This window comes from uncultured Parasphingopyxis sp. (genome assembly GCF_937129435.1).
Classification (GTDB): domain Bacteria; phylum Pseudomonadota; class Alphaproteobacteria; order Sphingomonadales; family Sphingomonadaceae; genus Parasphingopyxis.
The window spans coordinates 21,669-35,239 of the sequence record NZ_CAKZNF010000061.1 but is presented as its reverse complement, the minus strand read 5'-3'; the positions used below and the strand labels follow the sequence as shown (position 1 = coordinate 35,239).

Annotated in this window: 11 protein-coding genes and 1 tRNA gene; 6 read left to right on the top strand and 6 right to left on the bottom strand. The window is 62.6% G+C overall.

Going from position 1 to position 13,571, the window contains the following annotated elements:
- A partial coding sequence (locus Q0139_RS10785; RefSeq protein WP_298021461.1) for a cyclic nucleotide-binding domain-containing protein occupies positions 1–1,814 on the bottom strand: 1,814 nt, incomplete at its 3' end.
- 124 nt (positions 1,815–1,938) lie between these two features.
- On the opposite strand from Q0139_RS10785, the gene Q0139_RS10780 reads away from it, so the two are divergent.
- Positions 1,939–2,922 (top strand): tetratricopeptide repeat protein, encoded by a 984-nt coding sequence (locus Q0139_RS10780; protein ID WP_298021457.1) that lies wholly within the window; start codon positions 1,939–1,941, stop codon positions 2,920–2,922.
- Here the strand turns inward: Q0139_RS10780 and Q0139_RS10775 are convergent, their stop codons facing one another.
- A complete protein-coding gene (locus Q0139_RS10775; RefSeq protein WP_298021454.1) occupies positions 2,923–3,513 on the bottom strand; it encodes a TetR/AcrR family transcriptional regulator in 591 nt (196 codons plus the stop codon).
- Positions 3,514–3,634: 121 nt separating this feature from the next.
- Here Q0139_RS10775 and Q0139_RS10770 point away from each other — a divergent pair, with 121 nt between their 5' ends.
- The 3 genes from Q0139_RS10770 to Q0139_RS10760 all read left to right on the top strand — a co-directional run bounded on the left by Q0139_RS10770 (position 3,635) and on the right by Q0139_RS10760 (position 7,277).
- Positions 3,635–5,074 (top strand): carotenoid oxygenase family protein, encoded by a 1,440-nt coding sequence (locus Q0139_RS10770; protein WP_298021451.1) that lies wholly within the window; start codon positions 3,635–3,637, stop codon positions 5,072–5,074.
- Positions 5,075–5,241: 167 nt separating this feature from the next.
- Positions 5,242–6,618 (top strand): class II 3-deoxy-7-phosphoheptulonate synthase, encoded by a 1,377-nt coding sequence (locus tag Q0139_RS10765; protein WP_298021448.1) that lies wholly within the window; start codon positions 5,242–5,244, stop codon positions 6,616–6,618.
- 155 nt (positions 6,619–6,773) lie between these two features.
- Positions 6,774–7,277, top strand: coding sequence for a DUF805 domain-containing protein (locus Q0139_RS10760; RefSeq protein ID WP_298021446.1), 504 nt, complete (start codon positions 6,774–6,776; stop codon positions 7,275–7,277).
- A 380-nt stretch (positions 7,278–7,657) separates the two neighbouring features.
- Here Q0139_RS10760 and Q0139_RS10755 read toward each other — a convergent pair whose 3' ends face one another.
- Both Q0139_RS10755 and Q0139_RS10750 read right to left on the bottom strand, forming a co-directional pair.
- Entirely contained in the window at positions 7,658–9,469 is a 1,812-nt protein-coding gene (locus tag Q0139_RS10755; protein ID WP_298021443.1) for an NAD(P)/FAD-dependent oxidoreductase, read from the bottom strand.
- 88 nt (positions 9,470–9,557) lie between these two features.
- Positions 9,558–10,232 carry a DsbA family oxidoreductase gene (locus Q0139_RS10750; RefSeq protein WP_298021440.1) on the bottom strand — a complete coding sequence of 225 codons (675 nt, stop codon included), beginning with the start codon at positions 10,230–10,232 and terminating at the stop codon, positions 9,558–9,560.
- Positions 10,233–10,336: 104 nt separating this feature from the next.
- Here Q0139_RS10750 and Q0139_RS10745 point away from each other — a divergent pair.
- Positions 10,337–10,412, top strand: a tRNA-Glu gene (locus Q0139_RS10745).
- A gap of 168 nt (positions 10,413–10,580) precedes the next feature.
- Here Q0139_RS10745 and Q0139_RS10740 read toward each other — a convergent pair.
- Both Q0139_RS10740 and Q0139_RS10735 read right to left on the bottom strand, forming a co-directional pair.
- On the bottom strand, positions 10,581–11,591 hold the full coding sequence (locus Q0139_RS10740; RefSeq protein WP_298021437.1) for an NAD(P)-dependent alcohol dehydrogenase: 1,011 nt from the start codon (positions 11,589–11,591) through the stop codon (positions 10,581–10,583).
- A gap of 25 nt (positions 11,592–11,616) precedes the next feature.
- Complete coding sequence (locus Q0139_RS10735) at positions 11,617–12,432, bottom strand: crotonase/enoyl-CoA hydratase family protein (protein WP_298021434.1); 816 nt, start codon at positions 12,430–12,432, stop codon at positions 11,617–11,619.
- A 98-nt stretch (positions 12,433–12,530) separates the two neighbouring features.
- Here Q0139_RS10735 and Q0139_RS10730 point away from each other — a divergent pair, with 98 nt between their 5' ends.
- Complete coding sequence (locus Q0139_RS10730) at positions 12,531–13,457, top strand: XdhC family protein (RefSeq protein ID WP_298021430.1); 927 nt, start codon at positions 12,531–12,533, stop codon at positions 13,455–13,457.
- Positions 13,458–13,571 lie beyond the last annotated feature (114 nt).

The following is a 13,571-nucleotide window of genomic DNA, read 5'->3' as shown; positions in this document are numbered from 1 at the left end:
TCGACGAAATTGTTGAGATCCTCGCGGCGGGACATTTCGCGCCGCGTCTGCTCGAACAGTTTCGGATTTTTCTCGAGCAACGCGGCAAAAGCGTCGCCGCCGAGCTTGATGACCTCGGACTTGATCGCCGCACGGACGGTCGCGGTGCGCTTCGTCTCGCCGAGAAGTGCCATTTCGCCGACATAGGAGCCTGCCGGGAGGTACGACAGGAAGACCGGCTTTCGGCCAATCGTCTTTTCGACGACCATCGATCCCGAGCGGATGACGTAGATATCGCTGTCGGTCTCGCCTTCGGTGATCACCGCTTCGCCGGCCTTCACCTGTATTACCTCGGCGGTGTCGAGCACCTCGACCAGATCTTCGGATTTCAATCCCGATCCGAACATCTGCAGCAACTGCCGCTCGGTCGAGATACGCGTCACGGCCGCTTTCGCCGCCGGCACCGATGCCATCAGCTTCAACGTGGCCATACGCGGAATCTCGACGACGATGGTGTCCTCGGCGGCACGAATCGTCGAGCCGCGACGGCGGCCCGAAACAAGGCCGACCTCGCCGAAGATGGATCCTTCCTCGATCGGTTGGGTCAGCGAGGGATCGGTATCGCTCAATTGCACGAGGACCTTGCCCTGCGCGATGCCGAAGACCGACGATCCCGGATCGCCCTTTTCGAAGATGACCTGGTTCTTGCGATAGAACTGCACCTCGGAATCGAGCATGAATTCGCGCATTTGCAACGGCGACATTTCGTTGAGGATTCCGACTCGCGAACGCAGGAATTCGAGCCAGTCTTCGACCGGCTGGTTGCCCGGCATATCCTTGAATTTGGCCTCGAGCAGCGGCTCGTCGGCAGGTTTGAGATCGGCATTGCCGTTGATGAACTCGACGACGTCATAACCCTGGTTCATGCAGTGCTTGATCAGCGGATAGCCGGCGAGAGCGCCGATCACATAGATGCCCTTCTTGGTGCTTTCGAAGGTCGGCGAAAGCTTCGGAAAGGCCGTCCGGTCCGGCCCGAGGAACTCGATCCCGCAAGCCTCCACAAAGGCACGCGGCGGAGCCGATCCCATTCGCGCGATCACCCGGTCGCAGCGCGCCTTGGCCGTGCCGTCCCGGGTGTCGAGAACGATTTCGCCTCTGTTGATCTCTGCCGCCGTGGTTTCGGTCATGATGGTGAGGCGGCCCTCGTCATGAGCGGCCTGGAGCGCCTTGACGTTGGCGCCCTTGGCGGTCGGGAAGTCGGCGCCGCGATTGAGCAGCGTCACCGTGTTGCGCTGTTCGGGATCGGCGGCGAGGCCGAGCGCATTTTCAATTCCCGCATCGCCGCCACCGATCACGAAGATATGCTCGTCGATATATTCGCCCGGATCGTCGAGCGTGTACTGGACGACCGCGCCGTCTTCGACCGGGCAGCGCACGAGATTGGGATTGCCCTGGGTGCCGATCGCCAGGATGATCGTTTCGGCAGCGATCTTCTCGCCATCGGCGAGGCCGATGGTGAACGCGCCCTCTTCGCCTTCGATCGCGGTGATTTCCGAATTCAACCGAACGTTGACCGAATGCCCCTCGGTCTGTTCGTCCCAGATGTCCAGAATCGCTTCTCGTTTCCCGGCCTTGAAATCGATGTCCGAACGCAGAATCAGCTGATCCGGCGTCGCCATGATGTGCTTGCCCTTCTGATATTTGTAGATCGTATCGGAAAGGTGATCGGTCTTTTCGAGCAGGATGTGCGAAATACCGAGCTGTGCCGCGCGTGCGGCGGCGCTCAGGCCAGCCGGGCCCGAACCGATGATCGCAATACGAAATGTCTCCGACACGCCCTTCCCCCTGAAGCTCAATCGTCGAAGGCCCGGTTATCGTTCCGGACACTGCCAGTTTCTGTGCGACCCGTCATCACCCTATCATCTTTGACGCGACAAGCTAGATAGTAGGCGAAATTCCGTGAAAAGGATCGAAATGGCTGGTTCGGCGACACAAAAGAGCAACGATCGATCGGGGCCGGGGCGCTATGTGCTCATAGCGGCGGCGGCGATCGCGACCTTCTCGATCGGCTATGCATTGACCCGCGACGGCAGCCAGGGCGCGGCCGAAAGCGGTGCGCCGACCGAGGGCGCGCCCATGGAGGCGTCCGGCGGCGATCTCAGCCAGGCGATCCCGCAGCTCGAGCAGAGGCTCGATGACAATCCCGACGATGTCGAGGGCTGGGCGCTGCTCGGCCTCTCCTATTTCCAGGTCGAGCGCTATCAGGATTCGGCGCGTGCCTATGGCCGTGCCGCCGAACTCGACCCGACCAATGCGCGCTACCATTCCGCGCTCGGCGAAGCGCTCGTTCTCGCGACGCCGAATGAATTTCCGGCGGCCGCGCAACAGGCCTTCGCCCGGGCGCTCGAGCTCGATCCGACCGATCCGCGTGCCCGCTATTTCGAAGGCGTCAGGCTCGACATGGCCGGGCAGCGGGCTGAAGCGCTCGATGTCTGGATCGCGCTGCTCCGCGATTCGCCGCCCGATGCGCCCTGGGCCGCCGATGTCCGGCGCCTGATCAACGAGGTGTCGGAGCTTTCGGGGATCGATGTCAGCGACCGGCTTCCCCCCGAAGGGACGGCTGCGGCGAACCAGATGCCGTCCGCCGCGACGCAGGGCATTCCGGGGCCTACCCCGCAGGAAATGCGCTCGGCCAGCCAGCTGCCGCAAGGCCAGCAGGACATGATGATCGAAAATATGGTCGAAGGGCTCGACCGGCGGCTGCGAAACAATCCCAATGATGCGGATGGCTGGATCATGCTGATGCGATCCCGGATGCAGCTCGGCCAGTCGTCTCAGGCGGCAGCCGCCTGGCGCCGCGCGCGCGAGGCCTTTTCGGGCAATTCGCAGCAGCTGGCGCGGATCAATGCTTCGGCGCGTGGCCTCGGGGTGCCCGGGGCCTGATCAGCTCTCGTGATGCCAGCTGCCGAATTCGTCCACCGCAGCATCGATCAGCGACCTGTCCTTCGGAATCTGGCCACCGAGCACGAGCTGGGCGAGGCCATGAACGAGTGCAATCGCCTGAATCGCGGCAACCTGCCGCTTTGATTCATTCTCTTCGCCGGGCAGCAATTCGGCCAGATAGTCCGTGAGTAACCGGCCAGCGCGATTGCCCTTGGCCAGCCGGCCTTCGCGGAAATCGTCGGCGCTCGGCATGTAGCGCGACATCAAGCGAAACAGCGGCGGATGATCGATCGCGAAATGGACATAGGCCTGGCCGATGGCGCGAAAGCCTTCATCCTTTGCCGCCCGCCCCGCAGCCGCTTTCGCCTGTGCGTCGTAAAGCATCTCGAATCCCGCACCGGCCAGCGCCCGGAGAAACGCGTCCTTGTCGGGGAAATGGCGGTAGACGGCGGTCGCGCTGACGCCGGTCTCGCGGGCCACCTCGCGCAGGCCGACATCGCCGTCTTCGGTGTCGGCGACCAGTTTCAGGCCGTTTTTAACGAGCGCGCTTCGCAGGTCGCCATGATGATAGCCGTCTTTTTTCTTCGTCATCGCGTCCTGTTTTGCAACTCATGTTGACACTGTTATCATTTGCCCTAAGATAACAGTGTAAACATTTCGAGTCGGACCGCAACCGCGGCTTTTCACCGGAAGCGAAACGAGGACAGTAATCATGGCCAGCAAAGTGGAAGAGACAATCAGGAAAGGCGTCGGATCGGCGATCCTGGGGATCGGCAAGGCGAGCGCCGCCATGAAGAGCCGCAAGGGCGATCACCCCTATGTCTCGGGTCTCCACCGGCCGATGACCGAGGAGGTGACGCTCGAGCAGCTGCCTGTAACCGGCGCCATCCCGGCACATCTCGACGGACGCTATATGCGGATCGGCCCCAATCCGATCGGACCCGTGAACGCCGCCACCCATCACTGGTTCGTCGGCGACGGCATGGTTCACGGCATCCGGATCAAGGACGGTCAGGCCGACTGGTACCGCAATCGCTGGCTTCGTTCGAACGCGGTCAGCAAGGCGCTGGGCGAGCCCCCTGCCCCAGGCCCGCGCAACGATCGCAGCGACACCGTCAACACCAACGTCATCGGCCATGCCGGCAAGATCTTCGGCGTCGTCGAGGCGGGCGGCCATCCGGTCGAACTGTCCGACACGCTCGACACGGTCCGGCACAGCGATTTCGACGGCACGCTCGGCAGCGCCTTTTCCGCCCATCCGCACAAGGATCCGGAAACCGGCGAGTTGCACGCGATCACGTACAACGCACCCGATCTCAACGTCGTCCATCACACGGTACTCGGCACCGACGGGAAAGTCCGCCGCGACGAACCCATCGCCGTCGAACACGGGCCCAGCATCCACGATTGTGCGATCACCGGCAATTATGTCGTCGTCATGGACCTGCCCGTCACCTTCTCGATGAAGCGGATCATGGGCGGCTATGGTTTCCCCTATGCCTGGAACCCGCAGCACAAGGCGCGGATCGGGCTGCTCGGCAAGGAAGCGGTCGGCGACACGATCGTCTGGCACGATATCGATCCCTGTTATGTCTTCCACCCGGCCAATGCCTATGAGCGCGCGGATGGTGCCGTCGTCATGGACGTCTGCGTCCACGACAAGCTGTTCCATGAAAGCACCGAAGGCCCCGACGACAGCCGGATGAGTTTCGAACGCTGGGTCATCGACGGCAAGGGCGGCAAGGTCGAACGCACCGTGCTCGATCCCGATCCGCAGGAATTTCCGCGCTTCGACGAACGCCTCACCGGCAAGCCCTATCGCTACGCCTATACCGTCGCGACGAACAATGCCGGCGCCGAATTCGTCGGCGACAGCTTCCTCTACAAGCACGACCTGGAAACCGGCACGCGCGAAACGCACGATTTCGGCACGCACCGCTATCCCGGCGAGTTCGTGTTCGTGCCCTATGGCGAGGGCGAACTGGACGGCCATCTGATGGGGCTCGTCGTCGATGCCGACAACGAGACGACCGATCTCGTCATCCTCGACGTCAAGGATTTCGAGGGCGATCCGGTCGCGACGATTCGCCTACCGCATCGCGTCCCGCCCGGTTTCCACGGCAACTGGGTCGACGACACTGATCTGGCCTGACAGCGGTAGCGGTCACGCCTTTCCGGCCCGTCGCTGGCGAAACCGGCGGGCCGGATCGGCACATTCGGTGCAATTTCCCTATCTCCGTGACCAACAAAACTTGGTTGCAATCTGCGTCATGCTGCCGCATCGATCCCGCGAAACTGGCGGAAATGTGAGCGATTGCGATGGGTATGGAATGGAAACCCGATAGCTGGCGTGAGGCCAACGGCATCCAGATGCCGGCCTATGACGATGCCGCGGCGCTTGCCACGGTGGAGCAGACGCTCGCCTCCTATCCGCCGCTGATCTACGCCGACGAGGCGAAGCAGCTTCGCGCCGAACTTGCCGAAGTCGCATCGGGCCGCGCCTTCCTGCTGCAGGGCGGCGACTGCGCCGAAAGCTTCGCCGAGTTCAATCCCACCAATATCCGCGACACCTTCCGCGTCATCCTGCAGATGGCCGTCGTCCTGACCTATGCCTCGAAGATGCCGGTGGTGAAGGTCGGCCGAATGGCCGGGCAGTTCGCCAAGCCGCGCTCCTCCGACGTCGAGGAGCAGGACGGCGTCACCCTGCCCTCCTATCGCGGCGACATCGTCAACGACATCGCGTTCGAGCCCGCCTCGCGCATTCCCGATCCGCAGAGGATGCTGCGCGCCTATTCGCAGGCCTCCGCGACGCTCAACCTGCTGCGCGCCTATGCCGGCGGCGGTTATGCCAACCTCCACAAGGTGCACAGCTGGACGCTCGATTTCATGGGACGCAGCCCCTGGGCGACCAAGTTCGAGGAACTGGCCGGCCGGATCGGCGAGGCGCTCGCCTTCATGGACGCGTGCGGCATCGATGCCGACCGTGTGCCGCAACTCAACGGCACGGACTTTTACGTCAGCCACGAGGCGCTGCTGCTGCCCTATGAGCAGGCGCTGACGCGGCAGGACAGCACGACCGGCGATTATTACGCCTCCAGCGCCCATTTCGTCTGGATCGGCGATCGGACGCGGTTCGAGGATTCGGCGCATGTCGAATTCTTCCGCGGTATATCGAACCCGATCGGCATGAAATGCGGGCCGAGCCTTGCCACGGACGACCTGCTCAAGCTGCTCGACATCCTCGATCCCGATCGCTCGCCGGGCCGCATTACGCTGATCAGCCGGTTCGGCCATGAAAAGGTCGGGGACGGCCTCGCCCCGCTCGTGCGCGCGGTAAAGGCCGAAGGTCACCCGGTCATCTGGTCGTGCGACCCGATGCACGGCAACACGATCAAGGCGGCGTCGGGCTACAAGACCCGCCCGTTCGACCGCATCCTTGCCGAGGTGAAGGGCTTCTTCGCCGTCCACCGCGCCGAAGGCACCCATGGCGGCGGCATCCATTGCGAGATGACCGGTCAGGACGTCACCGAATGCACGGGCGGCGCGATGGACCTATCCGAACAGGACCTCGGCAACCGCTACCACACCCATTGCGACCCGCGTTTGAACGCGGGCCAGGCGATCGAACTGGCCTTCCTGCTGGCGGAAATGCTGAACGAGGAAAGCCGCAAGGACGAGGCGAGTCAGGCGGCCTAGATTTGATGGCTGCAGAGCAATTGCTCGGTTTCAGGACGGAGTGTGACTGTACAATGGCAGAGGGTCACACAATTAAAGCCGACGTTCAGATTAAGGCCGACGTTCGGCTTTCGACTCATTTGCGGACATCGGCAAAATGATGCAGGCAGAATTTCATGGCCTACGAACCGATGAACGAGAACATCGAGCTGTTTCGTTCAGGCCTCCTCCGGGCACTGAATGGGGTCTTCAGATTTTCCGGGCGAACGAGGCGGACAGATTTGGTCGTCTACGCGATATTAGCAACAGCAGCTAACTTCATCGCAGTAGGCATAGCGTCGGTCATTCTAGGCTTCTACGCGACCTTCGTGGTCCGGTTCATGGTCCAGATTCTACTATTTATTCCCATGCCTGCATTGTTCATTCGTCGCCTTCACGATCAGGACAGGTCAGGTTGGTTGGGCTTGGTGGCATTGCCACCAATTGCCATTACTTTTTGGCGTGATATCGAATTTTTGTCCGTTTACGCAGAGAGTTTTGTTGATCATCGTATTGTGCCTAGGGAGCCGCATCTCGTTGAGAGCCTAGCCTTCATAGTATTGTCGCTATTGACGCTCGTTCTAGCATTTTGGCCCGGGTCGATGGGCGCCAATCGATATGGAGAAGACCCGCGACCATGACCGTCCGGCCATAGCTTTCGCGAACCTCGCAATCGTGGCGCTTGCAAAGTAGTGAATGTCTTCAGCGCTTCAAAATCGGCGTTCAGAAAACCACCCAAATGCAGAAATCCATCCGTCGCCTGCTGTGGACGCAATGCGGACCTTTTCCCTGTCCTACTCGTCCTCTGCTCTGATAGCCTCCGCGCGGCTCCTTCTCAGTGGTGCATATTGGCGAAACGGTCCAGCGCTGCGCTCGCGCGCGTGGAGGGGGACATGTGCGACTTCCGGGTGTTCCGATACCCGCGTACGGCCTTTTCCGGGACCCAATTGCCCAGGCCTGTGTCAAGCAAGTGTAAAGCAGGTGTGACCTTTGCGAAGAAACGCACGCTGTTCGCGCGGCGCTAGCGAAACTCCACCCCCTCGAATCGCCCGTTCGTGCGCCAGTCCTCGATATACTTGAAATAGGCCTGGGCGCCCGCGGGATAGCCGACGGCGTATTTGGCTTGCTCGGTCGGGTGGCCTTCATTGTTGTAGTAGCCGGGCGTGCAATCGGGCGTGCCGATCAGCATGCCGGGGCCGGTCATCAATAGCTCGACCCATTTCGTCTGCGCCTCTTGCGTCACCTCGATCTCGTCCGCGCCGGTTTCTTCGGCATGGGCGATCATCGTCGCGATGGTCTTGGCGCTGTCGACGAGATTGTGCGGGTAGTTCGAGATCAGGTTGGCGCCTTGCGTCGCCTGGACGAGGAACAGGTTGGGAAAGCCGTGCACATGAATGCCGTGCTTGGTCCGCATCCCGTCTTCCCATGCTTGCGAAAGCGTCTGCCCGTCGCGGCCGACCGGATCGAAACCCATGCGGCGTTCGAGACTGGTGCCGACCTCGAAGCCCGAAGCATAGACGATGCAGTCGACTTCATATTCCCTGCCGCCGACGACGAAGCCTTTGGCGGTGATCCGCTCGACGCCCCTGCCGTCGGTGTCGATCAGGTGCGTGCCCGGCGTGTTGAACGCCTGCAGATATTCGTCGTGAAAGCAGGGCCGCTTGCAGAGCTGGCGATACCAGGCTTGCAGCTTCTCCGCGGTTTCGCCGTCCTTGACGATCTCGCCGGCGCGGGCGCGGATCTCCTCCATCTTCTCGATATCGGCGTCTTCCCACGCCGCGAGCATGTTTTCGGGCGTGCGCTTTTCCGGCGGCAGATCGGCGATCCGGCTTCGAATGCGATGGGCGAGGTCGGTCCAGCCGTCCTTGACCAGATCCTCGGTCGCAAAGCCCAGCCCCTGGTTGCCGGTGAAATTGTCGAGCCAGCGCGTCTGCCAGCCCGGCGTCGATATCTCTTCGAACCAGTCGGGATCGATCGGCTCGTTGGCGCGCACATCGACCGAAGAGGGCGTGCGCTGCACGACGTACAGCTCCTTGCAGGCGCGGGCGAGGTGCGGGACGACCTGCACCGATGTCGCGCCGGTGCCGATGATGGCGACGCGTTTGTCGCCGAGCCTGTCGAGCGGCGCACCGCGTTCGTCGCCGCCGGTATAGGCATAGTCCCAGCGGCTGGTGTGAAAGCTGTGTCCCGCAAAATCGCCGATGCCGGGGATGCCGGGAAGCTTGGGGACGTGGAGCGGGCCGGTGCCGAGCGCGACATATTGCGCGGTGAATTTGTCGCCGCGATCAGTCTCGATCGTCCAGCGCGAAAGCTCGCCGTCCCATTCGAGGCGTTCGATGCGTGTGTGAAAGAGCGCATGCTCGTAAAGCCCGTAATGTTCGCCAATGCGGCGGCAATGATCGAAGATTTCCGGCGCGTGGACATATTTCTCGCTCGGCATATGCCCCGTCTCTTCGAGCAGCGGCATGTAGATCATCGAGGCAGTGTCGCACTGCGCGCCCGGATAGCGGTTCCAATACCAGGTGCCGCCGAAATCGCCGCCCTTTTCGACGATTCGGATGTCGTCGATCCCCGCTTCCTTGAGCCGCGCGCCCGTCGCAAGCCCGGAAAATCCGCCGCCGACGAACGCGACGGTGACGTGATCGGTCAGCGGTTCGCGTTCTTTGCGCGGGACATAGGGGTCTTCGGCATAATGGGCGAGCTGCCCCTTGAGTTCGAGATATTGCTCGTTGCCGTCGGGGCGGATGCGCTTGTCGCGTTCCTCGCGATATCGGGCGAGGATCGCTGCCTTGTCGACGGCTTGGGGTTCGGCGGTAGCGGTATCGGTGGCCATGGGTCTCTCCCGGCACGGATATTCTTGTTCTGTTTGATCCCATGTGCCGCCGAATTGACGCGCACGTCAACCCGGATTGCAAGCCTAGTCAGACGTTCGCCGCCACGGCCTTCTTCGCAACCTCACCCGCAATGTGCCGGAACGCCCTCATGAAGATCTCCGGCGGCTGCGCACCGTTGATGACATATTCGCCCGCGACAATGATTGTGGGCACGGACTGTACGCCGTTGCGGCGCGCCTCCTGCTCTTCAGTACGGACCACATCGGCAAACTCATCGCCCGCCAGAATTTCCCGCGCTCTTCCCTCGTCCAGCCCCACGCCGACCGCCACCTCGGCGAGTACGTCCGCATCGGAAATATCGCGATTGTCGGTAAAATAGGCTTCGAACAGCGCATGTTTGAGCGCCCGCTGCCGGCCTTCGCCCAACGCCCAGTGCAGCAGGCGATGACAGTCGAAGGTGTTGTAGATCCGGAAACCCTCGCCCGTGTTCATGGCAAAGCCCGTCGCCTCCGCCGCCTCGCGGATCGCTCCGCCGCGCCTTTTCGCCTCGTCGGCCGGCAGCCGGTATTTCTCGGCGAAATAAGCCGCGCGATCCATACCCCCTTCGGCCATGTCGGGGTTGAGTTCGAACGGTTCGAAGCGGATCGACGCTGCGATCTCGTCACCAACTTCGGCGAGCGCCGCCTCCATGTTCCGCAGTCCGATCACGCACCATGGGCAGGCGATGTCGGAGATGAAGTCGATCCTGAGCTGCGTCGTCATGGCGGGCCTCCTGCGGTATGTATGGGGCCATAGCAGAGCATGGCGAAAGAGTTGACCTCTTCCCGTCCCGACCCTAAGTGAGCCGCCCGCGACCATCGCGTGACGGCCCCTTCGTCTAGCGGTCCAGGACGTCGCCCTCTCACGGCGAAAACACGGGTTCGAGTCCCGTAGGGGTCACCAAAATGGGTGTTGCCAGCATTGCCGGTGCGGCGCTTCCCGACAACCCTATCGGCCGAACCCGTGTCTTTTTTGTTTCGACGGATGGGCAAGCCCATCCTTTGGGGTTCGAGTCCCACAGGGGTCACCCGTTTTCCAACAGCAGCGAAGGCAACCTTCGCTCCTATCTCCTCAGCCCGGAATATCGACCACGATCTTGCCGAAATGCTTTTGCGCTTCCTGATGGCGGAACGCATCGGCAAGTTTGTCGAGCGGGAAATGGCTGTCGATCACCGGCTTGATGTCGTTCGCCTCGATCGCCTCGATCATCGCCTGCTGATCGGTCTTCGAACCCACGGTGATCCCCGTCATGACAAGGTTCTTCGAGAAGAATAAAGCCGTCGGCACTTCGCCCGAAACGCCGGTCAACACACCGATCAGCGCGATATGCGCGCCCGAGCGGCAGGCGTAGATCGACTGGGTGAGCGTCCCCGGACCGCCGATCTCGACGACATGGTCGACGCCGCGGCCGCCGGTCCATTGCAGCGCCGCCTTCCCCCAGTCCGGCGTCTCCTTATAGTTGATCAGGTGATCGGCGCCTAGATCCTTGAGCCGGTCCAGTTTCTCGCCCGACGACGATGTCGCGATGACGGTCGCGCCTGCCGCCTTGGCGAATTGCAGTGCGAAGATCGAAACGCCGCCCGATCCCTGCACCAGCACGATGTCGCCTGGCTTGCAACTGCCCGCCACCATCAGCCCGCGCCACGCGGTCAGCGCCGCACAGGGCAAAGTCGCCGCTTCGGCGTCGGAATAGCCTTTCGGCGCCCGCGTGAAGGCACGCGCCGGCGCGGCGACATATTCGGCCGCGAACCCGTCGGCATGATCGCCGGGGACGCCGGCCCGGCGATAGTCGAACCCGTTGCCGTCCTCCCAATTGGGGAAGAACAGCGAGACGACATGGTCGCCGGTCTTGAAGCCGGAAGCCCCTTCGCCCACCGCGACGACTTCGCCCGCACCGTCGGACATCAGGATGCGGTCGTCTTCGGTCGGGATACCGCCCTGCGCGACGACATAGTCGTGATAGTTGAGCGAGCTGTTCGCGACCTTGACCAGGATCTCGCCGGGGCCCGCTTCCGGCGTATCGCGATCGACCGTTTCGATATTGTCGAGCCCGCCGGGCTTTTTGAGCGCTGCTACCTTCATAATCTCTCTCCTCGCCTCGGGTTGTTCAGGCCGCCGTATCGGCGAATTTCGGTTCGCGCTTCTGCATTTCCGACATCACCGATTCCATCTGGTTGGCGGTGCCGATGATCTTCGCCTGCTCTTCAGATTCGGCGAGCAGGATTTCTGCCGCCCGTTCGTCCTGCGCGAGGTTGAGCAATCGCTTCGAGGCGCGCACGGCATCGGGATTCTTCCGCGCGATGTGCTTCGCCATCGCCATCGCATCGTCGAAGGGCGTTTCCGTCACATGCGTCGCAAAGCCGTATTCCTTCGCCTCGTCGCCCAGAAACACGCGATGGGTGTAGGTGAGATCGCGGATCACATCGTCGCGCGCAACCGTCCGCATGATGGCGATGCCGGCCATATCGGGCACCAGCCCCCATTTCATCTCCATCACTGCATGTTTGGTATCGGGCGCGGTAAAGCGCACATCGGCGCCGCAGGCGATCTGGAAACCGCCGCCAAAGGCCACGCCGTGGATCGCCGCGATCACCGGCACCGGGAGCGTCCGCCAACCCCAGGCGACATGCTGGGGACGATTGGCATCGCCATGAGTGCGGGGGACGAGACGGCTCGTCGGACCGTCTCCGCCTCCCGAAGCGCCGGTGTTCGAAAAACTGGAAAGATCGAGCCCGGCGCAGAAGGCCTTTCCCTCGCCCGAGAGCACGACGACCCTGACGCCCGGTTCGTTGCCCAGGCGGTCGATCGCCTCGCAAATGCCGTCGAACATCGCATTGTCGAGCGCGTTCATCTTGTCGGGGCGGTTGAGGCGGACATCGGCGATCCCGTCCTCGCCGATGGAAATGGATACGCGGTCGGACATTTTGATCTCTCCTCTCAAGCCGATTAGTGGCACAGCTTCCCGCAACGCCGCAACCGAAGTTTACGTGCGCGTCAGGTTTGGAGACGGAAACAACCGCAATGGCCGGTGAGATCGACCATATGATCGCCACAGCCCGCCAATGGCGCGGCGCGAAGATGGCGCTGGCGACGGTGATGGCGACCTGGGGTTCGGCGCCCCGCCCGGTCGGCAGCCATATGCTGGTGCATGAAGATGGCCGCTTCGAAGGCTCGGTCTCCGGCGGATGCGTCGAGGGCGAGGTGCTCCACGCCGCCGCCGATACGATCGCAGACGGAACGTTTCGACGACTGGAGTTCGGTGTCGACGATGAAAGCGCCTGGTCGACCGGCCTGCCTTGCGGCGGCGATATCGTTGTCATGGTGCAGCCCGTCGGGCCCAAGGGATTCGATCCGGCACTGTTCGAGGCCATTGCCGAAGCGCAGGGCGACGGGCGCGAACTGGCGATCACGACCGACCTCGAAAGCGGCGCAAGCCGTGTCGGCACTGAAGGAGAAGGCTGGACAAATCTCTACCGCCCGCCCCGACGGTTGCTGATCGTCGGTGCCGTGCAGATCGCCCAGCCGCTGGCGCGGATCGCGGGTGAGCTCGGGATCGCAGTAACAGTGATCGATCCGCGCGGTGCGTTTTTGACCGAAGAAAGATTTCCTAACGTGTCGCGAGACGACCGGTGGCCCGATGAGGCGATCGGCGTGCTCAAGCCCGACAAAGCCACGGCAGTGGTGACGTTGAGCCACGACCCCAAAATCGACGATCCCGCTTTGGTTGCGGCGTTGGCGACGCCCGCCTCCTATATCGCAGCGCTCGGTTCGAGACGTAGCCATGCCGCGCGCTGCGAGCGACTGGCGGCCATGGGTGTCGGCGAAGAGGCGATCGCGCGCATCGACGCGCCTGCCGGCCTGCCTATCGGTTCGGTCGGCCCGGCGGAGATTGCGCTGTCGATCGCAGCGGGCATGGTGGCCGCGTTTTCGGCAACACCCGCCACCTGACCCTCCTCGTCATGCTGAATTTGTTTCAGCATCCACTGCTCCAACCGCCCCGCCCGTCGGGGTTGATGAGTGGACCCTGGAACAAGTTCAGGATGACGGTTCGGCGTTTTCCGA